Source organism: Vibrio sp. 1-2 (7-a), assembly GCF_013048515.1.
GTDB lineage: Bacteria > Pseudomonadota > Gammaproteobacteria > Enterobacterales > Vibrionaceae > Vibrio > Vibrio diabolicus.
Window position 1 is genome coordinate 56,233 of record NZ_VHSQ01000017.1, and the last position, 24,976, is coordinate 81,208.

The 24,976-nt window shown below is 45.8% G+C and carries 18 protein-coding genes, 5 tRNA genes and 1 rRNA gene; 11 read left to right on the plus strand and 13 right to left on the minus strand.

Going from position 1 to position 24,976, the window contains the following annotated elements; translation table 11 throughout:
• Window position 1 precedes the first annotated feature (1 nt).
• The 4 genes from FKN08_RS22395 to FKN08_RS22410 all read left to right on the plus strand — a co-directional run bounded on the left by FKN08_RS22395 (window position 2) and on the right by FKN08_RS22410 (window position 4,853).
• Complete coding sequence (locus tag FKN08_RS22395) at window positions 2-574, plus strand: sigma-70 family RNA polymerase sigma factor (RefSeq protein WP_005394366.1); 573 nt, start codon at window positions 2-4, stop codon at window positions 572-574.
• A gap of 2 nt (window positions 575-576) precedes the next feature.
• The gene (locus FKN08_RS22400) at window positions 577-2,136 is read left to right on the plus strand and encodes a hypothetical protein (RefSeq protein ID WP_170892886.1); all 1,560 of its coding nucleotides are present in this window, start codon (window positions 577-579) and stop codon (window positions 2,134-2,136) included.
• Between the two features lie 262 nt (window positions 2,137-2,398).
• Complete coding sequence (locus FKN08_RS22405) at window positions 2,399-4,720, plus strand: acid phosphatase (RefSeq protein WP_170892884.1); 2,322 nt, start codon at window positions 2,399-2,401, stop codon at window positions 4,718-4,720.
• Window positions 4,710-4,853, plus strand: a complete 144-nt coding sequence (locus tag FKN08_RS22410) for a hypothetical protein (RefSeq protein WP_012841245.1) — start codon at window positions 4,710-4,712, stop codon at window positions 4,851-4,853. Before FKN08_RS22405 ends, FKN08_RS22410 begins: the two co-directional genes overlap by 11 nt.
• A gap of 76 nt (window positions 4,854-4,929) precedes the next feature.
• Here the strand turns inward: FKN08_RS22410 and FKN08_RS22415 are convergent, their stop codons facing one another.
• From FKN08_RS22415 to FKN08_RS22435, 5 genes are all read right to left on the minus strand, one after another.
• Window positions 4,930-5,943: an SPOR domain-containing protein gene (locus FKN08_RS22415; protein WP_047009357.1), complete on the minus strand. Its 1,014-nt coding sequence runs from the start codon at window positions 5,941-5,943 to the stop codon at window positions 4,930-4,932.
• Window positions 5,944-6,100: 157 nt separating this feature from the next.
• A complete protein-coding gene (locus FKN08_RS22420; RefSeq protein ID WP_047009356.1) occupies window positions 6,101-7,057 on the minus strand; it encodes an ABC transporter permease in 957 nt (318 codons plus the stop codon).
• A 2-nt stretch (window positions 7,058-7,059) separates the two neighbouring features.
• Entirely contained in the window at window positions 7,060-8,037 is a 978-nt protein-coding gene (locus FKN08_RS22425) for an ABC transporter permease (RefSeq protein WP_031780394.1), read from the minus strand.
• Window positions 8,038-8,183: 146 nt separating this feature from the next.
• On the minus strand, window positions 8,184-9,737 hold the full coding sequence (locus FKN08_RS22430) for an ABC transporter substrate-binding protein (RefSeq protein ID WP_170892885.1): 1,554 nt from the start codon (window positions 9,735-9,737) through the stop codon (window positions 8,184-8,186).
• 92 nt (window positions 9,738-9,829) lie between these two features.
• Complete coding sequence (locus tag FKN08_RS22435) at window positions 9,830-11,545, minus strand: ABC transporter ATP-binding protein (protein WP_005379108.1); 1,716 nt, start codon at window positions 11,543-11,545, stop codon at window positions 9,830-9,832.
• Window positions 11,546-12,207: 662 nt separating this feature from the next.
• On the opposite strand from FKN08_RS22435, the gene FKN08_RS22440 reads away from it, so the two are divergent.
• The gene (locus FKN08_RS22440; protein ID WP_005394354.1) at window positions 12,208-12,933 is read left to right on the plus strand and encodes an HAD family hydrolase; all 726 of its coding nucleotides are present in this window, start codon (window positions 12,208-12,210) and stop codon (window positions 12,931-12,933) included.
• 340 nt (window positions 12,934-13,273) lie between these two features.
• Here FKN08_RS22440 and FKN08_RS22445 read toward each other — a convergent pair.
• From FKN08_RS22445 to FKN08_RS22465, 5 genes are all read right to left on the minus strand, one after another.
• Window positions 13,274-13,350, minus strand: a tRNA-Pro gene (locus FKN08_RS22445).
• 24 nt (window positions 13,351-13,374) lie between these two features.
• Window positions 13,375-13,450 (minus strand) — tRNA-His (locus tag FKN08_RS22450).
• 46 nt (window positions 13,451-13,496) lie between these two features.
• A tRNA-Pro gene (locus FKN08_RS22455) sits at window positions 13,497-13,573 on the minus strand.
• 69 nt (window positions 13,574-13,642) lie between these two features.
• Window positions 13,643-13,718, minus strand: a tRNA-His gene (locus FKN08_RS22460).
• Window positions 13,719-13,751: 33 nt separating this feature from the next.
• Window positions 13,752-13,828: transfer RNA gene (locus FKN08_RS22465), tRNA-Arg, on the minus strand.
• 335 nt (window positions 13,829-14,163) lie between these two features.
• Here FKN08_RS22465 and FKN08_RS22470 point away from each other — a divergent pair.
• Entirely contained in the window at window positions 14,164-14,577 is a 414-nt protein-coding gene (locus tag FKN08_RS22470; protein ID WP_012841248.1) for a cytochrome c5 family protein, read from the plus strand.
• A gap of 73 nt (window positions 14,578-14,650) precedes the next feature.
• Here the strand turns inward: FKN08_RS22470 and rep are convergent, their stop codons facing one another.
• On the minus strand, window positions 14,651-16,666 hold the full coding sequence (gene rep, locus FKN08_RS22475; RefSeq protein WP_005398170.1) for a DNA helicase Rep: 2,016 nt from the start codon (window positions 16,664-16,666) through the stop codon (window positions 14,651-14,653).
• A 168-nt stretch (window positions 16,667-16,834) separates the two neighbouring features.
• Here rep and FKN08_RS22480 point away from each other — a divergent pair, with 168 nt between their 5' ends.
• From FKN08_RS22480 to FKN08_RS22495, 4 genes are all read left to right on the plus strand, one after another.
• Window positions 16,835-17,416, plus strand: coding sequence for a TetR/AcrR family transcriptional regulator (locus FKN08_RS22480; protein WP_005398171.1), 582 nt, complete (start codon window positions 16,835-16,837; stop codon window positions 17,414-17,416).
• A gap of 18 nt (window positions 17,417-17,434) precedes the next feature.
• Window positions 17,435-18,541 carry a multidrug efflux RND transporter periplasmic adaptor subunit VmeC gene (vmeC, locus tag FKN08_RS22485; protein WP_005398173.1) on the plus strand — a complete coding sequence of 369 codons (1,107 nt, stop codon included), beginning with the start codon at window positions 17,435-17,437 and terminating at the stop codon, window positions 18,539-18,541.
• A 12-nt stretch (window positions 18,542-18,553) separates the two neighbouring features.
• Entirely contained in the window at window positions 18,554-21,676 is a 3,123-nt protein-coding gene (vmeD, locus tag FKN08_RS22490) for a multidrug efflux RND transporter permease subunit VmeD (RefSeq protein ID WP_048624578.1), read from the plus strand.
• Between the two features lie 131 nt (window positions 21,677-21,807).
• Window positions 21,808-22,059, plus strand: a complete 252-nt coding sequence (locus FKN08_RS22495; protein ID WP_005398178.1) for an accessory factor UbiK family protein — start codon at window positions 21,808-21,810, stop codon at window positions 22,057-22,059.
• Between the two features lie 185 nt (window positions 22,060-22,244).
• On the opposite strand, the gene ilvC is transcribed toward FKN08_RS22495, so the two are convergent.
• On the minus strand, window positions 22,245-23,729 hold the full coding sequence (gene ilvC / locus FKN08_RS22500; RefSeq protein WP_012841252.1) for a ketol-acid reductoisomerase: 1,485 nt from the start codon (window positions 23,727-23,729) through the stop codon (window positions 22,245-22,247).
• A 143-nt stretch (window positions 23,730-23,872) separates the two neighbouring features.
• Here ilvC and ilvY point away from each other — a divergent pair, with 143 nt between their 5' ends.
• The gene (ilvY, locus tag FKN08_RS22505; protein ID WP_104971105.1) at window positions 23,873-24,763 is read left to right on the plus strand and encodes an HTH-type transcriptional activator IlvY; all 891 of its coding nucleotides are present in this window, start codon (window positions 23,873-23,875) and stop codon (window positions 24,761-24,763) included.
• Window positions 24,764-24,858: 95 nt separating this feature from the next.
• Here the strand turns inward: ilvY and rrf are convergent.
• Window positions 24,859-24,975, minus strand: a 5S ribosomal RNA gene (rrf, locus tag FKN08_RS22510).
• Window position 24,976 lies beyond the last annotated feature (1 nt).

A 24,976-nucleotide genomic window follows, 5' to 3' on the forward strand; every position in this document is an offset into this window, starting at 1 on the left:
CATGGCAACAGCAGTAGCACTGACACAAATCATTCAACAATGGCAATCTGGTGATAAACAAGCCGAGAGTGAGCTTTACCAATTTGCGTATTTGCAGTTACGTAAGATCGCCCAACACGAGCGTGAACGAAACGCGGAAAAGTACGGCACCGACAACAAGGTATTGGCCGATAGCGTCAACAGCACCACGGCATTAATTCATGATGCTTACCTGAAGATGTCCAACTGCGACATGAGTGAAATTGAAACAAAACGTGATTTCTTTTTGATGGCCGCCAAAGTGATGCGTCAAATCTTGATCGATAACGCACGCTCACACCAAGCGCAAAAGCGCCAACACATTACGTTGATGAGAGATGAAGAAGATCGCTTCGAACAATTGATCATCATGGATAAAGCTCTGGATAACTTTAGTAGCCGTTACCCACGCCAATCAAGTGCACTCAAACTCAAGTATTTAATGGGAATGAAAAACCAAGAAATCAGTGAACTACTTGAGTGCAGCGCGAGCTTAATAGAGAAAGACCTAAAATTCTCTCGCAGTTGGTTGCAATCACGAATGGCGCACGCGTAATGATAAGCAAAAAGTTTTGGATAATCGGCGCAATCTGCGTCGGTTTGCTCGGCGTATACTGCATGTCAGACGAATCCAGCTTGGCATCCGCGGCGGACTCATCAGACAGCACGAGCCAATCAACCACGCGAACACATCGTCAATATGAGCGCACATCTTTAGTTGAAGTAAAGCAAGCGTTGACAGGTTCTGCGTTGGAGAACGCCCACAAAAAAGACGGTGATGACGCCTTCAATTCTGCCATTTTAGGACAACCAGGGCCAGTTACGAATCCATTTCATACTACAGAAGACGGCTCTTTTTACGACTCGTCATTGGGTTATGAAGACAGCCGCTCAAAAGAGGACCCATCAGAGAACAATAAACCCATCATCAACCTCACGGTGGAACAACAGCTACAAACCATTATTTATGCTTGGGAGCTCAACCAAAACTCTCCGATTAGCTATTCGCTCAATCTTAACCAACTGTTTGAAGATCCGGATGGTGATCTCCTCACCACTCGGATTTGGCTCGAAAACGCCAATGGATTAAGGGTGCTAAACCAAGGACAAATGATGGTGCTAGGTGCACCAGAGAACATTAAAACCACCACATACCTGGCGGTAGCGGCGCGTGATGATTACCACAGCGACAGCGACCATGCGTGGGTCACAACACGTTTTGAGTTGCCTGTTGTCACTCCAGGTCACAATGACACGGAACACCCGTTAATTGGCGACATTGTCTATCGCTTGGAGACGACGCAAAATCTTGGCGGTACCGCGTACGCGTATGAAGTGGTGTATTGCGAAGCGTTTCAGTTTGAGGATGACGAGGTACTTTATGCCGCCTCAATCAACAAACACCAGTGTCCTGAAGAGGGAGACTTAAAAAAGGTGGGTGAGTACAAAATCAGTGATGACTCGTTGATTGTTTATGTCCACGGCGTACGCCAAATTTGGACCACCAAAAAGGTATACGCATCTCAGGTTCATAAAGAGACTCAGAACTATTTCACCACCGTATTTGATGGCAAACAATTCGAAAGCTACACCATGCAAAAAAACAAGCAATCGATGGAAAAACGCATCAATGTCCACACTGGTGAGTACGAATATCAAGGAACGTTGTTTGACTACCTCTTTCCCATTTCAGGAGGGGGTTACATAAACGGGACTGCTAGCAACTACATATTTGATAGAAGTGTTCAGGGTAACGAACCAGTGCACAAGCTGGACTCTGATCTCAATATGAAATCAAACCAACATGACCTATTTTGTCATGATTATTTATTTTACTGGTACAGCTCTATCGTAGCGGGGCGAGGCGAGTTTGCCGATATTATCTCTAGCTCAATGGATTTTGACGGCATAACTCCAATACATTGTGCTGAATGGCCAGATGATTACTGGCAACGAACATTTATGTTTTACAACCTTGAATACACAGATTACGACATATTCATTCCAGGCGAAGTCTACAGTTATGTGCTTAAACCTCATCCTCAATTTGCTGATCGCGTTGAGGAATTTAAGATCAACATGATTTATCACGCCCCTGTCCTTAGCGATACCCAATAAACCTTTCTTTACAGGTGGTTATTTTGACAAAACAATCATCCCCAAAATAAAACTGGAACCGTGATCAAATTATCAATTTTCCATCATAGACAAAAAATAGAAATAAATTTTACGGGTTTTGTGCGGTTTTTCGTGTCTTGAACCTAGGCTCAATAGTCATTAAAAAGACACCACTCTCTTCAATCTCACTAGTGAGATTGAAAGATAAAAACAATAAAAAAGCGACTTTCTCATTCGGAAACGAAACAAGGACAAATGAATAATGAATAAGGTGAGTTTATTAGCAGCGTCAGTGGCTATCGCTCTTACTGGCTGTGGCGGTTCAGATGGTGGTTCAAGCAGCGCTAACAACGGTGTTGTGATCACAGGCTTTGACGGCTACTTCAAACATGCAGTTGTTTTTGAAGATACGAACAACAACGGCCAATGGGACACTCAAGAAACATTCCTTGGTCTGACCGATGAGAAAGGTCAGCTTAAATTGGATGCAAAACCAGAAAACACTCTAGCACTGCAAACCATTACGCCAAACGGTGCAAAGCAGAAACAGCTTATCGCTTTGGATGCTAAAGAGTACGCTGGCAAATACACGGTTGATATGGATCATCCAGGCCAAGCCATGGCCCACGAAATCGTGTTCCGTGCACCAACATCGTCAAACGTGATTTCACCTATCACAGACCTTGTTGCGATTGAAATGGCAAAAGATCCATCCATTAGTGAAGAGGACGCAAAAGCCAAGGTAAACCAAGCGCTAGGAGGCTCAGAAGAAGCACCAATTGATCTGTACAGTGATTTTGTTGAAGGTGCGACAAAAAACGCCGAACTACATAAAACCGCTCAGATTCTGACTGACTCAAAAGCGCAAAACCCAGCTAACTACGAGAAAAAGGCCACTGAATTTGCTCAAGCGGCAAACCAAGAAGTCGATCGTCTTATCGCATCCGGCGAAAACATCAATGATGCAAGCCTACGCCCAATCATCACTGACGCGACCCCAAATAGCGACAACTTAGCACCTGAAACGGCAATCAATAACAAGCTAACCGTAAACGAAACCGTCGAAGAGGCTGCTAAAGATAAGCTTGGCAAATTACCAAAAATCGTACAAGGCGCAGGCTTTGATGGCGTTGAACTAAACATCGAAGGTCTGTTCACAGACAAAGACCAAAACCTTGTGACAACCAAACTGACGCACAACTTAGCAGGCACAGGCATTGAAGTTGCGCAAACTGGCAATCTGATTGTTCTATATCCGACTGCTATCGTAGAAAAAGCTGGTGATTTTGAGATAGTCCTAACGGCGCAAGACATTGATTCTTCAGGTAAGGTTTTGGGTACGGTAAGCACCGTATTTAAGTTCGAAATCGAATCGGCAAACTTACCACCAACGGTTGTGGAAACAGAACAAGCGCATCTACAGTCCATCGTTGATGGTTGGTACCTACAACAAGGTGAAGTATTTGAACAAACGCTCGATATTTCTAGCTTGTTCCAAGATAAAGACGGTCATATCACCGACTACTCAGCGGACTATGTGGACATTGAAGGTCTAACAGTATCTGAGGATGGTAATGCGATTGTCACCATTAAAGGCACACCGACAAAAGCGAGCGAAGCTGGTGCAGCACTTGCGATTAGCGCAACAGATGGCCATACCGCGGTACAGATTGCGCTCAGCATGCCAACGGTTATCGAAGGCGTCACGCCACCACCAGTAGTGCCGACTTTGGGCTTCACTCAAGAGCACTTCAACGGCCAAGAGTGGAAAATGGGTAGCTTTGCACAAAAAGACGGTGAAATTGGCTATGCCATGTTGATGCAAGACTCTGAAGGCCTACTATTCTGCTGGGGCTCAAACCATGATGAGATGAATCAAGAGTACAAAGCGAGCATCAGCGACTTCCTAGAAAACACATGGGAACACGATGCCTACGCTATTCTTGCCGATCTGGACCAACAAACTGGTTACGCGGAATACCACAATAAAGACTGTGAAGACGTCGAGCTGAAAGACGGCAAGCTATACAACAGCTACGGCGAAGAGTATGAAATGCTGTACCAGCACACAACCGAGCATAACGGCACTCAGATGATCGTTAAAATCTCAGATGATGAGCTGTTCTGGATGGATTCAAGCAATACACCATTTGCAGAATCACTTTCGGTTGCAGAACACATCAAACACGGCACGGTAGAGCATGACTTGATGGTAGAAAGTAAAGGCTCGGGTGACGACAAAGTCCTGAAATACTCGTCAGGTACGTACGAGTACGACGCTGATACTTACAACTACACGTCGTTCATGCCAACAGGATTCCAAACTCCAGGTAATTGGGAAATCCAGAATGATGAAGGCCGTGAGCTGCTGATTCTAAAAGAAACAGGCTCAGAGTCAGATTACAAAACTCGTCATCGTTACATCAACCGTGATTTTGGTGACTTCTACATCGGTATTCGTTGGAGTAAAGAGCAAAACGGTCATGAATCCGCGCCGGAATATGGTCTGTACTCTCACAACAAAGAAGCCATGACGAGCATCGCGAGTTCGCTCCCGATTTTGGAGCCTGGCGATGATGACTAAAGCAACCATCGTTAACCCTTGCTGTGATAGCGTGCATTTGCGTAGAAGACGCAGAACGCTTTGGGAACGCTTGGTCGGCATCAAAGAAGTGTATATCTGCTCTAACTGTCACAAAGAAACGCCACTCAAATAGCGATAATATTTGAGACCGCAAAAAAGCCCCGAACTCGGGGCTTTCTTCTATCTTTTTGACCGCAATATTTGAGTCGTTATTTCACGCACACTACGTTCAATAATGAGGTTCCGGTGAGCTGGTTTGGCTCACGATCTGCGAACAAACCTTTCTTATCTTTGCCCCAATACGGCAGTTGCAGTGGCCATTGATTTTTTTCCATCACACCAGACGCCCTCAACACTTTGAATTCTGCAGGGCTGGCTAAGCTCATACCCAGTTGCTGACATACTTTTTGCGAGTTTTCGTAGTTGAGACGATTCCACGGCTTGCCGTATTCCATGTAAAACTGATTGTGGTGGTCGAGTAAGTACGGCACCACGTACGTTTTGCCTTGTAAGGAGGTTCTCAACCGAACTTCAATGTCATCATTCCCGCTCACAACTGGCTTCGCTTTGGTCTTAGCAACAGGCTTGGAGGAAGAGTTATCACGTGTATTTTTTGCCTTGGTCTTAGGCTTCTCTGCCGGCGCTGTAAAGGCGTCGGTATCAGCTCGCACGGCAGGACCTGGCGCGGGTTTCGGGGTCACCGTCGGTGTTGGCTTAACCGAAGATGCGGCTGATTTCGACGGCACAGCGGGTTTAGATGGTGTCGTAGACTGTTTATTCTCTTTTCCAACCACGCGGATGAACGCCTCTTTGTAATTCGACAAGGTTTTGACTCCTCGCAAATCCCCCCTCGCATCAGACAGATCTTTGTAAGGCCCAATCAAACAGCGATAACCTTGGGACTCCGGCTTCATCCACACGTCGGTCGTAATCTTGCTGTAAAGCGGCTTTGCTTTCGCGAGTGACATTGGCTTTGGTAGTAATCCGCATTGAATCCAGTAGAGGTAGTTGCCTCCTTGCGGCACTTTCTTTCCCCATACTCCGTTACCAATTGGGCACGTTTTCTCAAGCATCGGCAGTTCTTTCTCGCTGGCTTGAGTAGCTTGGCAAAGGAACTCCTCTGCCGATACTGGGCTAGAAAACTGGGCGCATACCAGCAGCAAGCCGAAAGCTAGGCTTGCTCGGAAGATACGAGATGGGTGTTGTGCCTTCTTCATTTCCATACACTTCACTCTAAATTAGTGGGTAAGGTCATTATGGCGGCAAAGCGCCAAAAAAATGTGAACAAAGAATAACTAGCAAAAAAAGAGCCGGAATTTGCATCCGGCTCTCAGTTTAGGAAGGAATTAAGCGAATTTACAACGCTTGGCGGGAAAATTCTTAACCTTTGTACAGTTTCGGGTTGAATACATCTCGTAACCAGTCACCCAATAAGTTGATAACCAGAACCAGTGTAACCAACACGATGCCAGGGAAGGCAGTAATCCACCACGCACCTGAGAAGATGTAGTTAAAGCCGATGCTGATTAGCGCACCCAGAGACGGTTGATCGACTGGCAGACCCAAACCTAGGAATGACAGCGCCGCTTCCGACATGATCGCGTTCGCTACCTGTACCGTCGAGATAACCAAGATTGGCGATAGACAGTTCGGCAGAATGTGACGGAACATGATTCGTGGCGCTTTAAAGCCCATCACACGCGCCGCTTCTACGTATTCTTTCTTCTTCTCAGCCAGTACTGAAGCACGAATGGTACGTGCGTATTGCGGCCATTCAGCCACACCGATGATCACCACCAGCATCACCACCGCGTATTGGCTGTAAAAATCACTGCCAAAGCTGGCTTTGAAGATAGCTGACACGATGATCGCGACCATCATGGTCGAGAATGACAACTGTACGTCTGCAAAACGCATCAAGAAGCTATCGATACGACCACCGAAGTAACCCGCCGACAAACCAATGATGATACCCAGAATCAACTGAAGACCGACGGCTAAAAAGCCGATCGTCAAAGACAGACGAGAACCATAAAGAATGGTCGATAAAATATCACGGCCTTGCTCATCAGTACCAAGAACAAAACGCTCATCGCCCTCTTCCATCCAAGACGGTGGTAGCTCTGAATCCATGATATCAATAGACGTCAGATCATACGGGTCAGTCGGAGCTAGAATTGGCGCAGCTAATGCCAACACTAAGAACATCACAAAGACCGTAAAACTTGCCATCGCCACTTTGTCGCGCTTGAAGTAATACAAAAAGTCCGACTCTTTAAAACGCTGCCATGCAGATGGAGCGGCTTCAGGAGCTGGTGTTACATTTGATTGGCTCATGATTAAGCTCCTTTTCCAGTTAAGTTCACAGTTGGGTTGATGATGCCGTACAGCAAATCAACGATGGTATTGGTTACCACGAAAATCAGACCAACAAAGATAACGTAAGCTGTGATCAACGGTGTGTCGACACGGTTGATTGCTTCTAGGAAAAGAAAGCCTGTACCCGGCCACTGGAATACGGTTTCGGTTAGGATGGTGTAAGCCACCATGGTACCAATCTGCACGCCACCTACCGTCAGTACTGGCAGCATGGTGTTCTTAAGTGCATGTTGGTAGTAAATTTTTTGTAAGTTCAAACCTTTTGCTTTGGCGAACTTAATGTATTCCGAGCTCAGTACTTCCAGCATTTCTGAACGTACCAGACGGATGAACAACGGCAGCATGATAGACGCTAGCGCAATACACGGCAGGATAAGGTGCTTAATACCATCGATGGTAAAGAAGCCAGATTCCCAACCGAGCACGTTCGCGGTTTCACCTCGCCCGTAGGAAGGCAGCCAGCCGAGTTCGATGGAGAAGACGTACATCAGCATGATTGCGGTTAGGAACACCGGAATCGAGATGCCGACACTACTCATCGCCATAACAAATTTGGTAAAGACACTCTTCGGGTGAATCGCGGAATACACCCCGAGTGGTATAGAAAAAACGATAATGATGAGCGTCGCGCCAAACACGAGCTCTAATGTTGCCACCAGCTTATCGAGGATCACCTCAACCGCAGGTCGCTTGAAAAAGTATGATGTACCCAAATCACCTTGCAGTGCATTACCCACAAAGCGCGTGTACTTTGTGATAAAGGGATCGTTCAGGCCCAATTCGTCGCGTAGCGCTTGGCGCTCCGACTCCGAAACCGACTGACCTACAAGCTCACGCAGCGGATCACCCAGGTTGTCCTGAATGGCAAACGCCACCAAACTGATCACAAACATCACTATCAGTGCCTGAAACAGGCGCTTGACCAGAAACGAAAACATTCCTTGCCCCTTAACTATCCATAGATCTCTAAACTTAGAGAGAAAATTCAGTCTGTAAAACTGGCTCAATCCGACTGAAATAAAACCGAGCTAAGTGTCGAAAACAGAGAAGGACTGGCGCCCCTCTCTGTCATGACTAAGTATGATTACTCGACAACTAGGTCGCCAAAGTAAGGCATTACCATTGGGTTCACGATGTCTGCGGCTTTCACGTTAGACTTCGCACCCCACGCTTCACTTTGCCAGTGTAGCGGTACAAATGCAGCATCGTTGTATAGCGTCGCTTCGACACCTTTCAGCATTGCTGCACGTTTCGCAGGGTCCGTCTCTACGTTTGCAGCTTCAACCACTTTGTCCATTTCTGGGTTTGAGTAGTGACCACAGTTGTACTGACCACGACCAGTTTCTTCGTTACGAGTCATAGTTAGGAACTCGTTGAAGTTTGCCGAGTCCTCTGTATCCGAGTGCCAACCGATCATCAGCATGTCTGCCGCACACTTATCAAACTCAGGCCAGTATTGCGCTTTTGGCATAGTTTTCAGATCAACCTTGATGCCAATCTTAGACAACATTGCCGCTGCCGCTTGCGCTACTTTCGCATCGTTTACGTAGCGGTTGTTTGGCGCAATCATAGTTAGCGTCAGGCCGTTCTCATAACCCGCTTCTTTCATCAGTTGTTTTGCTTTCTTCAGATCGTAGCGAGGTACTAGCTTGTCATCGTGACCAACGTAACCAGTTGGACTCTGCTGACCAGCTGCTGTCGCGAAGCCTTTCATGATTTTCTTCACGATGCCTTCGTTGTTGATTGCGTGAACAATCGCTTGGCGAACGCGAACATCTTTCAGTGCTTCGTTGCTGTTTTGGTTTAGTTGGAACGTGATGATACGAGTACCTGGTAGCGTGACTAGATCGATGCCGTCTGCGTCTTTCACTCGTTTGTGATCGTTTGGTGCTACCGGGTGAATCATGTCAACGCCGCCAGAAAGTAGCGCAGCTACACGAGTCGCGTCTTCTTTGATTGGTACAAGCGTTAGCTTATCAACGTTACCTTTCGACTCTTTGTCCCAGTAATCTTTAAAGCGTTCAAATTCCACTTTTACGCCCTGTTCACGAGAAGTCACAATGAATGGACCCGTGCCAGATACGTTAGTCGATGCAAATGAGTTACCGTGCTTCACTAGCTCAGACTTGTCTTTGCCGTCTGCTGTTTTACCCGTGTAGAACTTGCTGTCCATAGGGAAAATGTACGTTGCAGTTTGCAGCACTAGTGGGTAAGGACCTTTGGTTACAAGATCGAACGTGTTGTCGTCCACTTTGACGATTTTCTCGTACGGGTCGAAAATGTTTTTAAAATCAGGAGAACTTTGTAGACGCTCAAACGTCCATACAACGTCGTCAGCCGTTAGGATATTACCAGAGTGGAATTTCACACCTTCACGCAATTTAAAACGAACGGTAGTGTCGTTAATGCGCTCCCAGCTCTCTGCTAGACGAGGTTCGAAATCCATTTTTTGAGTAAAGCGAACTAACGGATCAAATACCATGTGTGACATTTGCAGTGTGCCACCTGATAGCTGCTCATGTGGGTCAAGCGATACTGGGTCAGCTGCGTAGCCAACTTTGATATCTGCTGCCAGTGCATTAAAGCTTAGGCCCGCCGCCATTAGCGCCACTGCTAATTTGCTTTTCATGGTTTTCATTTGCATAACTCCTTCATGCGGGGATACGGATCCCTTGTTGTTGTGTTTGCGTCTTTGTTATGACTAAAGGTTAGCCAAGCGAGGGGCTTGGTTTATGCCGTCTCGATCTCTTCTCGCAAGCCTGTAAATTCAGGCATCAGAGAAATCAATTTTTTGCTGTATTCGTGTTGGGGTGCCGTAAATAACTGTTCTGTTGGTGCCACTTCTAACAGTGTACCCATTTGCATCACACCTACTCGGTCACACATCTGGCGAATAACAGGTAAATCGTGGCTGATAAACAACATAGTCAAGTTCAGCTCACTTTGCAGATCTTTCAGCAAGTTTAAAATTTGTGCCTGTACCGATACGTCCAGTGCCGATGTCGGTTCATCACAAATCAAAAGTCGAGGACGAGTCGCCAACGCACGCGCAATAGAAATACGCTGACGCTGACCACCGGAGAATTCATGAGGGTACTTAAGCCCAGCCATGCGACCCAAACCAACATGATCGAGAAGGTCATTCACGATTTGGCGAGTTTCCGACTCGTTTTTCGTCAGTTTATGAAAACGGATTGGCTCAGCAATAATATCGAATACCTTCATACGAGGGTTCATTGAGGTATACGGGTTTTGGAACACCATCTGCATCTGACGACGCATTGGGCGGCGTTCTTTCTCAGAGGTTAAAGCTGTCAGGTCAATACCCTCAAACTTCACCTGACCAGAGTTAGGTTGGTATAAACCAGCAATAACTCGCGCAATGGTTGATTTACCAGAGCCAGACTCACCCACCAAACCAAAGGTTTCGCCTTCATGCACTTCAAAGCTCACATTATTGGATGCCTGCACGTATTCGCGACGGCTTTCAAATAAAGAGTCTTTGGTGACAAAGCGCAGATTAACGTTCTTCACGTCCAAAAGCGGGCCTGTGTACTCGCGCTCATCCTGGCTTTGTCCTAGCCAGTGATTCTTGATGTCGAGTGGCTCCATTTCTGCCGCTTCTTCGATGTAGCTGACCAAAGGGAAGCGATCGAGCTTTCTGTCTGAACGTGGAACGGCTGAAATTAGGCTGCGAGTATAGGAGTGATCAGGATCGCCCAACACTTTGGCTGTTGGTCCAAACTCCACCAAGTCACCACGATACATTACCGCGACGCGGTCAGTGACGTTGGAGACCACACCCATATCGTGAGTGACCAGCATACAGCCGACATTATTCTTGATACACAATTCTCGGATCAAGTTGAGGATTTGGTCTTGGATTGATACGTCCAGTGCCGTAGTTGGTTCGTCCGCAATGATCAGATCTGGCTCACCAGCCAAAGCAATCGCAATGACGACACGCTGACGCATACCACCAGAGAATTGGTGTGGGTATTGTTTTAAGCGGTTTTCTGGCTGCGGGATGCCAACTTGCTGCATTAGAGAAAGCGCACGCTGATACGCCTCTTCATCAGAGACTTTCATGTTGGCGTGGATCGTCTCTTTCAGCTGCTGCTCAACCGTAAAAAGTGGGTTAAGTGAGGTCATTGGATCTTGGAAAATAAAACCAATCTTCGATCCGCGAACCTTACGCATCGCTTCTGGTGATAAACCAGAAATTTTTTCTCCATCCAAGAAAACATCGCCGCTAGCAACGCGACCTGGAGGGCTAAGCAAATCAATAACGGCGTTACCAACGGTGGATTTACCCGCACCTGATTCGCCAACAACACCCACGATTTCACCACGTTCAATATGAAAAGAAAGTGACTTCACGGCAGCGTGAACGCCGTGTCGGGATGGGTATTCAATACGAAGGTTTTTCACTTCTAATAGTGACATTTCAGACCTCTACTGCCTTGTCTGTGGTATCGAATCGCGCCAAAGGCACCATTCATCACCTGAATGAATCCGTTCAAATTCAGAATAATACTCTGAAATCTTAATGCGGAAACAATTTGGCAAAAATCACACAAAAAAGCAACAATTAAAGTATATTCCGCCGAGAAAACATTAAATAAACGCACAATGAGCGAATAAAAATGCATTAACAAGTATTTAACCATTTTCATATCACACTATTTTTGGGCGCCATGCACCAATAAAACTAGAAAAATGCTCTAAAAACAAGCACGAGCCAACCAGGACCATTAGCCATACTATTCACGCGTGATTATTAACATTTAACAAACAATATCGTATGCGAAAAGCAATTTTTCAACATAAAAAACTATTAATAAAATAGTCGGCAAATATAAAAAGCCAAACTTAGAAAGAGAAAGGATAGGCTAAAACGTGAACACAACAGCAAAACCACACAAATCCTCTGTCGACGACGATTATGCGCCGCTTAAGCGGTTTGTTGACTAAACAAAAGAAAGTGCGGTTACCATCACTCTCCCATTGTAGGTGAAACACGTCGGTTTTAACCCTTTACGGCACAATTGAGAGTGGGATAATAGATAATCAATGTTAGAGCCAAGCTGTAAATGAAAGGAGCCCCTGTGCTTAAAGCGATTTTTTTTGATATGGACGAGACTTTATGTGCGACGTCACAAGCCGATAAAGTTGCAGGACAAAAGTTTACGACTTGGATTCATAAGACCTACCCGCAAGTTACCGAACCACAAGCTTTCTTACAGCGCTACTTACAGGGTGTGTACAAGAAGCTGAATGCGGAATTCCCTCACCTTGTGGCTCTGCTACCTGATGAAAACGCGTTCCGTTGTGGCCTGATCCAAAACATATTGGCGGAGCACGGAGTCAGCATTAATGCCGAAGAGGCTCAACAAGCTCAAGACTACTTTGACTCTGCACGTATGGGCGCGTTCACTTTCTTCCCTGGTGTAAAAGAAATGCTCAGCGACCTTCGTCAGCATTATAAACTCGTCGTGATCACTAACGGCCCGATTTTTTCTCAACACCCTAAACTCAGCGCGACACAGATGAGCGACTGGGTGGACCATATTATTGTGGGGGGAGAAGAGCCTGAAGAGAAGCCCGCTGCGAGCATTTTCCAAAAAGCGCTCGACTTGGTCGAAGTAAAACCAGAAGAAGCCCTGCACATTGGCGACTCTTTACCAGCAGATATAGCAGGCGCTAACAATATGGGCATTTTGAGTGTGTGGGTAAATGCGACAGGCGCAAGTAACTCAACAGATATAACGCCAAATTTTGAAATCCAAGAAACGGTAGAGCTGAGAGAAATCCTTAAAACACTCGCCCAATAAAAGTAGCGGATTAGAAAAACACAAAACCCCAGACGTCGTTCTGGGGTTTATTTTGTCCGCTCGAAAAGCATTTGGATCATAGGTGCTCAAAAGCCCCTAGAGCTGTACACTTTTGGTGAAATTGAAATCGAATGCAGATGCTTTTAAGAGGGTTGATGCAAAAAAGCCCCAGTCTTTCGACTGGGGCTCTAAATAGCGGTCGGTGAAGAGCCGAATTCTAACTTCAGGCGAACCCCACTTGGGTTCAAATCCTTTGAAATACTGTCGACTAATAGTCGCCCAAGCGATGTAATAAACTCTAAAACGACGAAAGCCTGCTAAAAAGCAGGCTTTCTAATAGTGGTCGGTGAAGAGGGATTCGAACCCCCGACCCTCTGGTCCCAAACCAGATGCGCTACCAAACTGCGCTATTCACCGAGCATGTATTCTTTAAATAAAGAATGGGGTGGCTAACGAGACTTGAACTCGCGACAACCGGAATCACAATCCGGGGCTCTACCAACTGAGCTATAGCCACCATCAAATTGTCATGTTTACCGCTATCTCAGCCATAAACTAAATAGTGGTCGGTGAAGAGGGATTCGAACCCCCGACCCTCTGGTCCCAAACCAGATGCGCTACCAAACTGCGCTATTCACCGACGATGTTTTATCTTGATTTAATCAAGATTGGAAGCAATGCTACCGCATTCAATCTAAAAAAGAAAGAATGGGGTGGCTAACGAGACTTGAACTCGCGACAACCGGAATCACAATCCGGGGCTCTACCAACTGAGCTATAGCCACCACTGATTTTTACCGATGTATCCTCCGAGGCAATGGTACGCCCGAAAGGATTCGAACCTTCGACCTTTGGCTCCGGAGGCCAACGCTCTATCCAACTGAGCTACGGGCGCATGCCCTATCGGCGGAGTGGAATAATACGGATATCACACTATGCCGTCTAGTACTTTTTTTACTTTTTTTATCGTTTGGTCTCTTTTTCGACAGTTATCTTCCTTTAAACTGAATTTTTGATGTGATTCACGCCCTGTCATGGATAACTTGTTGTTTATTGCAACAAGTTATCGGGATATAATCACCCATTATTTACATTGATTTAACAGCTGCAACCAAGTTGTCTAATCATTCTATGCCATTCAGTGGAATTTAGTGATTTCTCTGCTCGGCATTAATACTCTAACTATATAAATAGGTAAGTCACTTACCTCGGGAATGTGAAGTGGGTTTAATGGATATGTCTCGACAAATGATTAGCGTTTTGTTCGCTGCCTTAACGTTTTCTACGGCAGCTTTAGCTTCTGACATCAGCCAAACTGAATACGATGCGATCGCAGAACGCATCCAACCTGTCGGTGATGTTTATCTAGCGGGTTCTGAGCCAGTGAAAGAAGAACCAACCGGTCCACGTGATGGCGCCACAGTTTATGGTACTTTTTGTATTGCTTGTCACGCATCTGGCGTAAACGGCGCACCTAAAACAGGTAATGCCGATGACTGGGCACCGCGTATTGCACAAGGTAAAGAGACGTTAGTGAAGCACGCGTTAGAAGGCTTCAATGCGATGCCTGCCAAAGGAACCTGTATGGACTGTTCTGACGATGAAATCATCGCAGCAATCGACCACATGATTGAAGGTCTATAAGTAAAGACATCAATGAAAAAGGCTTGCCAACTGGCAAGCCTTTTTGTTTTTAGTCAGTGAGCACAAGGTTACTCTACTTCTTAAACATTGCTCGAATATTGGCAATGTGTGCCTGACCTTTCGCCATACGCTCTTCTGCTGATACTGGCTTTTTATTCACTTCCCATTCAACGTCATCAAATGGCAACTCATCCAAAAATCGGCTTTGAGTCGGTTTTATCAACTCGCCGAACTGTCGACGCTCTTTGCACATAGTGAAAGTCAGTTCACGCTGCGCTCGGGTAATGCCAACATACATCAGACGACGCTCTTCTTCGACGTTGTCTTCATCAATACTGGTTTGGTGCGGTAAAATACCTTCTTCAGACCCAATTAGGTATACATATGGGAACTCAAGGCCTTTTGATGCGTGCAGCGTCATCAGTTGTACTGCATCACTGTCTTCATCTTCTTCACCGCGCTCCATCATGTCACGCAAGGTCAAACGCTGAACGACTTCTTTTAACGTTTTCTCTTCTTGATCGTAGTTGTCACCTTCTAGATCCGCCACTATCCAGGAGTAAAGATCAGAAACGTTCTTCATTCGCATTTCAGCGGCTTTCGGGCTTGCTGAAGTTTCGTATAACCAATCTTCGTAATGGATATCGCGAACCAAGGAGCGAACCGCTTCGACGGTATCACCACGCTCAGCTTGGTCAGCAATCGCCACTAACCATTGGGTGAAACGACGTAAGTTTTCCAGACCGCGTCCCGTTAAGTGCTGTTCGAGCCCCATTTCAAAACTCGACTCAAACAGGCTCTTCCCACGCATATTGGCATAACTGCCTAGCTTTTCTAACGTTACTGGGCCAATTTCACGTCGTGGTGTATTCACAATGCGTAAGAATGCATTGTCGTCATCTGGGTTAACCAAAACGCGCAAATACGCCATGATGTCTTTAATTTCTGCTCGTGCAAAAAACGAGGTGCCGCCAGAAATTTTATAAGGCACACGGTTTTGCATCAGAGACTTTTCAATTAAGCGCGATTGGTGGTTACCACGGTACAAAATTGCGTAATCACGATAGTCGGTTCGATTCAAGAATTTGTGTGCAATCAACTCCCCCGTGACACGCTCAGCCTCGTGCTCTTCATTTTTAGCCAACAACACTTTGAGTTTTTCACCGTCAGGAATTTCTGAAAATAAGGACTTCTCATAGACGTGAGGGTTGTTGGCTATCAAAATGTTGGCCGCACGCAGGATTCGACTCGTAGAGCGGTAGTTTTGCTCCAACTTAATCAATCGCAAATTCGGGTAATCTTCACCCAGCAAGACTAGGTTCTGAGGCTTCGCACCACGCCATGAATAAATGGACTGGTCATCATCTCCTACGACCGTCAATCGCCCACGTTCACCGACGATTAATTTCACCAACTCATATTGGCTCGTGTTGGTATCTTGGTACTCATCGACCAACAGATAGCGGATACGGTTCTGCCAACGTTGACGAACGTCTTCATGATTGCGCAAGAGTAAGACGGGCATCAAAATTAGGTCATCAAAATCGAGCGCGTTATAGGCTTTCATTTGCTTTTGGTACATATCAAAGCAGAACGCAAACAATTGTTGCTGCTCACCTTGCGCACGCGCTTTGGCTTGCTCTGGCGTCAACATGTCGTTTTTCCAATTGGAAATACAACTCAGAAGCTGACGTAGCAGGTCTTTATCACCATCAAGCTGCTTTTCGGTAAGTTCCTTGAGTAGCGCCAGTTGGTCTTGGTCATCAAACAGTGAAAAGCCCGCTTTCAATCCTAAATGCTTGTATTCGCGTTTGATGATGTTTAATCCCAAGGTGTGGAACGTTGATACCATCAAACCTTTAGACTCAGCTTTCCCCAACGTTTGGCCGACACGTTCTTTCATTTCACGCGCCGCTTTGTTGGTAAACGTCACCGCTGCAATATTACGCGCTTTGTAGCCACATTGCTGAACCAGATAAGCGATTTTATTGGTAATAACACGAGTTTTGCCCGAGCCAGCACCAGCTAGCACTAGGCATGGGCCAGACACGTATTTCACGGCTTCATCTTGACTAGGGTTCAGCTTCATAGAAATTCTCTGCGGGTGATAAATGTGGCGCCTATGATAAAGGGGTGGCCTCGTGAAAGCTACGCTGATTTCTTGTAATTTTCATACCAACAAGCGCAACATTCTGTTGCATAAAAGGCGGGTATTTGAGCTATAATGAATGAACGTTCATTCACTAGTGGTAGGATTATGAAGGATAACCCTGCTGTAGATAAGCGAGAACAAATCTTAGTCGCTGCAGAGCAACTCATTGCTGAATCGGGCTTTCAAGGGCTTTCCATGCAAAAGCTCGCCAATGAAGCAGGTGTCGCAGCAGGAACGATTTATCGTTATTTCTCAGATAAAGAACATCTTTTGGAGGAGTTACGCCTTAACGTTGCAAAGCGCGTCGCTACGGCTGTGCAACTGGGCGTGAGTGAAGAGATGCCTTTAAAACAGCGATATCGAACCATGTGGCTCAATATTTGGAATCTAGCGAGCTCGAATTTAAATGCGCTCAGCAATCGAGTTCAATATGAGTCTCTACCCTGTTCAAATAGTAGCAAAGCTCGGGAACTTGAAAGACAAATGTTTGCCCAAGTAGATCTTCTTTTTAATCAGGGGAAAGAAGAGGGCGTATTCAAGCCTCTCGATAACGAAGTGCTTTCTGGGTTGAGTTTTGAGGCAAGTGTTGCACTTGCTAGGAAACACGCTTTGGGATTTTATCAACTGGATAAGGCGGCATTAGAAGCTGCTATTGAAGCCAGTTGGGATGCAATTATTAAACACTAACTTGGAGTTCTTAATAGAATGAAAAAGTGGACTTTCTTTATGTTACTTATCGCCGTTCTCTTGTTCGGCAGCGTGATAGGTTTCAATTTATTTAAGCAACAAAAGATTGCTGAATACATGGCAAACCGTCCTGAACCTGAGTTCCCAGTAACGGTGACGGAAGTACAAGCGGTTGATTGGGTACCAGTGATCGAGGCTATCGGTTTTATCGAACCAAACCAAGGTGTGACGGTCGCAAACGAAACCAGTGGTGTTATCGACAAAATCGCATTTGATTCCGGCACTCAAGTCAAAGCAGGTCAACCATTAGTACTGCTTGACTCTGACGTTGAGAAAGCGAATTTAAAGAGCTCGCAAGCCAAGTTGCCAGCAGCAGAAGCGAAATACAAACGCTACCAAGGGCTATTTAAAAAAGGCTCTATTTCTAAAGAAGCGTATGACGAAGCAGAAGCGAACTACTTCTCCTTAAAAGCGGACATTGAAAGCTTGAAAGCGACCATCGACCGACGCGAAATCAAAGCGCCATTTGATGGTGTAGTAGGTATTCGTAACGTGTACCTAGGTCAGTACCTACAAGCGGGTACCGATATTGTTCGCCTGGAAGACACCAGCGTGATGCGCTTACGCTTTACCGTGCCGCAAACCGATATTTCACGTATCAATATCGACCAAGAAGTGGATATCTTCGTGGATGCCTACCCAGATCAGCCTTTCAAAGGTTCAATTTCTGCAATTGAGCCTGCGGTTAACGTACAAAGTGGCTTGATTCAGGTTCAAGCAGATATCCCTAACAGTGATGGCAAACTGCGTAGTGGTATGTTCGCACGTGCAAACATCATTCTGCCTAAATTAGAAAATCAGGTCACTCTGCCTCAAACTGCGATCACGTTTACGCTATACGGCGACAATGTTTACATCGTAACGGAAGAAGATGGCGAGAAACGCGTTAAGCAGCATGTGGTAAAAGTTGGCGAACGCTCTAAAGATATCGCACACATTCTAGAAGGCGTGAAGCCAGGTGATGTAGTGGTGACATCGGGTCAAGTCCGTTTAAGTAACCACGCAAAAGTAAGCATTGTCGAAAGCGATGCAACTACCCCACCTGCTGAAACACCAATGCTTTAAGTTGGAGGCATCATGCGCTTTACAGATGTTTTTATAAAACGTCCAGTTTTAGCGGTATCGATCAGTTTTTTGATTGCATTGCTTGGTTTGCAAGCCGTGTTCAAAATGCAAGTTCGTGAATACCCTGAAATGACGAATACAGTGGTCACCGTGACCACCAGTTACTACGGTGCAAGTGCCAACTTGATCCAGGGCTTTATTACTCAGCCATTGGAGCAAGCGGTGGCGCAAGCCGATAATATTGATTATATGACCTCGCAATCGGTGTTAGGTAAATCAACCATTACTGTCAACATGAAGTTGAATACTGACCCAAACGCGGCATTGGCTGACATCTTAGCGAAAACTAACTCGGTACGTTCCCAGCTTCCAAAAGAAGCCGAAGACCCGACCGTAACGATGTCGACCGGTTCTACTACCGCGGTATTGTATATTGGTTTTACCAGTGACGAGTTGTCTTCCAGCCAGATCACCGACTACCTTGAGCGTGTAATCAACCCACAGCTATTCACTGTAAATGGTGTATCAAAAGTTGACCTTTACGGTGGTATGAAATACGCGCTGCGCGTATGGCTAGATCCAGCCAAAATGGGCGCATTAAAGTTGACTGCAACGGATGTGATGAGCGTTCTTAACGCCAACAACTACCAATCTGCGACGGGTCAAGCGACGGGTGAGTTCGTGCTTTATAACGGTAGCGCGGATACTCAGGTATCAAACGTTGCTGAACTTGAAGCGTTGGTCGTAAAAACGGGTGAAGGGGACGTTATTCGCTTAGGTGATATCGCGAAGGTAACACTTGAGAAGAGCCACGACGTTTACCGTGCAAGTGCAAACGGCCAAGAAGCCGTGGTTGCTGCAATCAACGCCGCGCCAAGTGCCAACCCAATCAACATCGCTGCTGATGTACTTGAATTATTACCTCAACTTGAGCGCAACTTACCAAGTAACATCAAAATGAACGTGATGTACGACTCTACCATTGCGATCAACGAGTCAATTCACGAAGTAGTGAAAACGATTCTTGAAGCGGCAATTATCGTACTTGTAGTGATCACACTGTTCCTAGGTTCGTTCCGTGCGGTCATCATTCCTATCGTCACTATTCCACTCTCTTTGATTGGTGTAGCGATGGTTATGCAGGCAATGGGCTTCTCTTGGAACTTGATGACACTACTGGCGATGGTACTTGCCATCGGTCTGGTGGTGGATGACGCGATCGTGGTACTAGAAAACGTGGATCGTCATATCAAAGAAGGCGAGTCACCATTCCGTGCAGCAATCATTGGTACGCGTGAAATTGCAGTGCCAGTTATTGCGATGACATTAACGCTAGGTGCGGTATACGCACCAATCGCGTTGATGGGCGGTATTACAGGCTCGTTGTTCAAAGAGTTCGCTTTAACGCTAGCAGGTTCGGTATTTGTGTCCGGTATCATCGCTTTAACGCTATCACCTATGATGTGTTCAAAGATGCTGAAGGCGAATGAAAAACCGAGCAAGTTTGAGCAAAAAGTTCATCATATCCTTGATGGCATGACTAATCGCTATGAGAAAATGCTTACAGCAGTCATGGCTCACCGTCCTGTTGTAATTGCATTTGCGATAATTGTATTTGCGAGCTTACCGATTCTATTTAAGTTTATTCCTAGTGAGCTGGCGCCGTCCGAAGATAAAGGTGTAGTTGTTCTGATGGGTACCGCACCATCAAACGCGAACTTGGACTACATCCAAAACACCATGGATGACGTGAATAAGATTCTCTCTGATCAGCCAGAAGTAGAATACGCTCAGGTATTTAACGGTGTGCCGAACTCAAACCAAGCGTTTGGTCTAGCAACATTGAAGCCATGGAGTGAACGAGAAGCAAGTCAATCTGAAATAACAAAACGTGTGGGAGGCCTAGTTTCAAGTGTCCCAGGTATGTCTGTCACTGCGTTCCAAATGCCAGAACTGCCTGGTGCGGGCTCAGGCCTACCTGTCCAGTTTGTAATTACGACACCAAATAGCTTCGAAAGCTTGTTTACTATCGCTAGCGATATCCTGACCGATGTTGCAAGTAGTCCAATGTTTGTCTATTCCGATCTAGACCTGAACTACGATTCAGCAACTATGAAGATTAAGATCGACAAAGACAAAGCCGGTGCCTACGGTGTGACCATGCAAGATATTGGTATCACTCTCAGCACCATGATGGCTGATGGTTACGTTAACCGTATCGACCTTAACGGCCGCTCATATGAAGTGATTCCTCAAGTTGAACGTAAATGGCGTCTAAACCCAGAGTCGATGAAGAACTACTATGTGCGTTCTGTTGATGGTAAAGCCGTCCCACTAAGCAGCTTGATTACGATTGATGTGATTGCAGAGCCTCGCTCTTTGCCACACTTCAACCAGTTAAACTCCGCGACGGTAGGTGCGGTGCCATCGCCTAACGTTGCTATGGGTGATGCAATTAACTGGTTTGAAGACATCGCACAAACCAAACTGCCTGCAGGCTATAACCACGATTACATGGGCGAATCTCGTCAGTTTGTAACGGAAGGTAGTGCCTTGTATGCAACCTTTGGTCTTGCACTTGCGATCATCTTCCTCGTTCTGGCGATTCAATTTGAATCACTCCGCGACCCTATTGTCATCATGGTATCTGTACCGCTAGCAATATGTGGTGCCTTGATCGCGTTGGCGTGGGGTACTGCCTCAATGAACATCTACTCGCAGGTTGGTTTGATCACGCTGGTCGGCCTGATCACCAAGCACGGTATCTTGATCTGTGAAGTAGCCAAAGAAGAGCAGTTACATAATAAACTGTCTCGTATTGATGCGGTGATGGAGGCTGCGAAAGTACGTCTTCGCCCTATCCTAATGACAACCGCAGCAATGATCGCAGGTCTGATCCCGCTGATGTACGCTACCGGTGCAGGTGCCGCGCAACGTTTCAGTATCGGTATCGTCATCGTTGCTGGCCTTGCAATCGGTACATTGTTCACACTATTCGTACTACCTGTGATTTACAGCTACTTAGCTGAAAAACACAAACCACTGCCAGTATTTGTTGAAGACAAAGACTTGGAGAAGTTAGCACGAGTTGATGAAGCGAAAGCAGCCCACCGTGAATTAGCGGATAACAGATAAGCTTTTAAGGCATTCAAAAAGGTCACTTCGGTGACCTTTTTTATTGCCGCTCTCTTTTTTGCCATCTAAATGGCGACTTTCACGTATCATTTACTTAAAATGAGGACAAATCAAAAGGAGTTTTAGCCACTATGTTTGACCCAAAGAAATTAGAGCAAATTGCTAAACAGATTCACGACTCAATGCCTCAACCTGTAAAAGAGTTAGGCTCTGATGTTGATCAGAAGGTTCGCCAAGTAATCCAAGGCCAACTGAATAAGTTAGATGTCGTAAGCCGCGAAGAGTTTGATGTTCAGACTCAAGTTTTGCTGCGCACGCGTCAAAAGCTGACAGAAATGGAACAGAAATTGGCGGAGCTTGAAGAGAAGCTTGCAGAAAAATAAGTGTTAAAACGCTCCTCACAAAGGAGCGTTTTTCTTATCGGCGCGCAGATAAATCGGCTAAAAACAAAAAGGCTTGGTCAACGGCGACCAAGCCTTTTGATTAGATGTTGTGTTTTATTTTGTATTTACCACTCCAGTCTGCCTGGAGTTCATTTAATATTTTCTCCGCTTTGCAGCAAAGAAAATTAGCCACCAACCGCGATGCGCTTCATATCTGTCATATAACCACGTAGTTCTTCACCGATGTATTCTACAGGGTGGTTGCGGATTGTTTCATTCACAGCGATAAGAGTCGCGTTATCCACTTGGTTAGACGTTTCACCTAGACCTTTACCAATGACGTCTGTACTAACAGAAGGCATGAATTTTTCACGCAGTAGCGGCGTTGCTACATTAGCAAATAGGTAGTTACCATATTCAGCCGTATCAGAGATAACCACGTTCATCTCGTATAAACGCTTACGTGCGATAGTGTTTGCGATAAGTGGCAGCTCGTGTAGAGACTCGTAGTAAGCAGACTCATCGATGATGCCAGATGCCGTCATTGCTTCGAATGCTAGCTCAACACCCGCACGAACCATAGCAACCATCAGGATACCGTTATCGAAGTACTCTTGCTCAGAGATTTCTACGTCAGTTTCTGGGTAGTTTTCGAAAGCAGTTTCACCCGTTTCTGCACGCCAGCCTAGTAGGTTCGCATCGTCGTTTGCCCAGTCAGCCATCATAGTGCTAGAGAAGTGACCTGTGATAATGTCATCCATGTGCTTGTTGTATAGCGGACGCATCAGCTCTTTTAGCTCTTCAGAAAGTTCAAATGCTTTCACTTTTGCAGGGTTCGTTAGGCGATCCATCATGTGAGTGATACCACCAAACTTCAGTGCTTCAGTGATGGTTTCCCAACCGTATTGAAGAAGCTTGCCTGCGTAGCCAGGATCGATACCATCAGCAATCATCTTCTCGTAACATACGATAGAGCCAGCCTGCAACATGCCACAAAGGATAGTTTGCTCACCCATTAGGTCAGATTTCACCTCAGCAACAAAAGAAGACTCTAGACAGCCTGCACGGTGACCACCTGTTGCTGCAGCCCAAGCTTTCGCGATATCCCAACCTTCACCTTTTGGGTCGTTCTCTGGGTGAACAGCGATAAGAGTTGGAACACCGAAACCACGCTTGTACTCTTCACGAACTTCCGTGCCCGGGCACTTAGGTGCAACCATTACTACTGTTAGGTCTTTACGGATTTGCATGCCCTCTTCAACAACGTTGAAGCCGTGTGAGTAACCTAGCGCTGCGCCTTCTTTCATTAGCGGCATTACCGTCTCAACAACGTTTGTGTGCTGCTTATCAGGAGTAAGGTTTACTACTAAGTCAGCTTGTGGAATTAGCGTTTCGTAGCTACCTACCTCAAAACCGTTGTCTTTTGCGTTTTTGAATGACTGGCGTTGCTCATCAATCGCTGCTTGGCGAAGCGCATAAGCAACGTCTAGACCAGAGTCACGCATATTCAGACCTTGGTTAAGACCTTGAGCACCACAACCTACGATGACCACTTTCTTGCCTTTTAAGTAATCCGCTTCTGAAGCAAATTCGCTACGGTCCATAAAGCGACAACGACCTAATTGGTCCAACTGCTCGCGCAAGTTTAAGGTATTGAAATAATTAGCCATCTGGGTGCTCCTTTAAGATTCTTCCATTGAGGTCGGTAATTGCCTTACCGAATAACTTCATACTAAAACAGACATTAAATTGCTTAAAGTGATATATTCACAATTAGTTATTGCAATTTGTGCAACATGGAAATGAAGATTTAATGAATATCAAAAGCCTGCAACTTTTTATTCATCTGTGTGAGAGTAAAAGTTTCGCTAAGACCGCAGCAGCGATGCATGTGAGTCCTTCAGCCTTGAGCAGACAAGTACAAAAGCTAGAGGAAGAAACTGGCCAACAATTATTTTTGCGGGACAATCGCAGTGTTGATTTAACGAGCCAAGGCAAAAAACTGGTTCCTGTCGCCTTAAAAATTCTTGGCGAATGGCAGCAGTACCAAAGTCACCTAAAGGGAGCAGAGGACGAGTTGAAAGGAGAAATCCGTCTCTTTTGTTCGGTTACTGCAAGCTACAGCCACCTGCCAGAGTTAATCTCTGATTTTCGTCTGCAGCATCCTTTTATCGAATTTAAGCTATCAACCGGCGATCCAGCTCAAGCGATCGACAAAATTCTAGCAGATGAAGCCGATATTGCCATCTCAGCCAAATCTGAGCAGATGCCAAGCAAAATCGCATTTGAAACGATCAGTGAAATACCGCTTTCTGTCATCGCTCCTGTCGGCGTGAGTTCATTTGCGGAGGAGCTACAAAAAGAAAGACCAAACTGGTCAGTCATTCCATTCATTCTCCCAGAAGCAGGGACAGCAAGAGATAGAGCCAATACTTGGCTCAAACAAATGAAAATAAAGCCGAATATCTACGCGCAAACGTCAGGGCATGAAGCCATCGTAAGTATGGTTGCACTAGGATGCGGTGTAGGTATCGCACCTGATGTCGTGATCAACAATAGCCCGGTGAGAGAGAAGATAAATCGCTTAAAAGTGTTGCCAATTAAGCCTTTTGAACTTGGTGTCTGCTGCAACAAAAATCAGTTAGAGAATCCATTAGTGAAGGCTTTTTGGAAAGTGGCAGAGAGTAAATACATTACACCTTAACGATAGACGTTTTGAGTTCTGAGTGCTTAGGTAATTTTCAAAACCCAGAAACGTAAAAAAGCCCACTCTTTCGAGTGGGCTTTTTCAAATTTAAAGCCTGGCGATGTCCTACTCTCACATGGGGAAGCCCCACACTACCATCGGCGCTATTTCGTTTCACTTCTGAGTTCGGCATGGAAATCAGGTGGGTCCAAAACGCTATGGTCGCCAAGC

What these genes read in the sequence shown, in the direction of transcription:
- FKN08_RS22395 (WP_005394366.1), top strand. Translation starts at nt 2, where the DNA reads ATGGCAACAGCAGTAGCACTGACACAAATCATTCAACAATGGCAATCT.
- FKN08_RS22405 (WP_170892884.1), top strand. Translation starts at nt 2,399, where the DNA reads ATGAATAAGGTGAGTTTATTAGCAGCGTCAGTGGCTATCGCTCTTACT.
- FKN08_RS22410 (WP_012841245.1), top strand. Translation starts at nt 4,710, where the DNA reads ATGATGACTAAAGCAACCATCGTTAACCCTTGCTGTGATAGCGTGCAT.
- FKN08_RS22415 (WP_047009357.1), bottom strand. Translation starts at nt 5,943, where the DNA reads ATGGAAATGAAGAAGGCACAACACCCATCTCGTATCTTCCGAGCAAGC.
- FKN08_RS22420 (WP_047009356.1), bottom strand. Translation starts at nt 7,057, where the DNA reads ATGAGCCAATCAAATGTAACACCAGCTCCTGAAGCCGCTCCATCTGCA.
- FKN08_RS22425 (WP_031780394.1), bottom strand. Translation starts at nt 8,037, where the DNA reads ATGTTTTCGTTTCTGGTCAAGCGCCTGTTTCAGGCACTGATAGTGATG.
- FKN08_RS22430 (WP_170892885.1), bottom strand. Translation starts at nt 9,737, where the DNA reads ATGAAAACCATGAAAAGCAAATTAGCAGTGGCGCTAATGGCGGCGGGC.
- FKN08_RS22435 (WP_005379108.1), bottom strand. Translation starts at nt 11,545, where the DNA reads ATGTCACTATTAGAAGTGAAAAACCTTCGTATTGAATACCCATCCCGA.
- FKN08_RS22470 (WP_012841248.1), top strand. Translation starts at nt 14,164, where the DNA reads ATGGATATGTCTCGACAAATGATTAGCGTTTTGTTCGCTGCCTTAACG.
- rep (WP_005398170.1), bottom strand. Translation starts at nt 16,666, where the DNA reads ATGAAGCTGAACCCTAGTCAAGATGAAGCCGTGAAATACGTGTCTGGC.
- FKN08_RS22480 (WP_005398171.1), top strand. Translation starts at nt 16,835, where the DNA reads ATGAAGGATAACCCTGCTGTAGATAAGCGAGAACAAATCTTAGTCGCT.
- vmeC (WP_005398173.1), top strand. Translation starts at nt 17,435, where the DNA reads ATGAAAAAGTGGACTTTCTTTATGTTACTTATCGCCGTTCTCTTGTTC.
- vmeD (WP_048624578.1), top strand. Translation starts at nt 18,554, where the DNA reads ATGCGCTTTACAGATGTTTTTATAAAACGTCCAGTTTTAGCGGTATCG.
- FKN08_RS22495 (WP_005398178.1), top strand. Translation starts at nt 21,808, where the DNA reads ATGTTTGACCCAAAGAAATTAGAGCAAATTGCTAAACAGATTCACGAC.
- ilvC (WP_012841252.1), bottom strand. Translation starts at nt 23,729, where the DNA reads ATGGCTAATTATTTCAATACCTTAAACTTGCGCGAGCAGTTGGACCAA.
- ilvY (WP_104971105.1), top strand. Translation starts at nt 23,873, where the DNA reads ATGAATATCAAAAGCCTGCAACTTTTTATTCATCTGTGTGAGAGTAAA.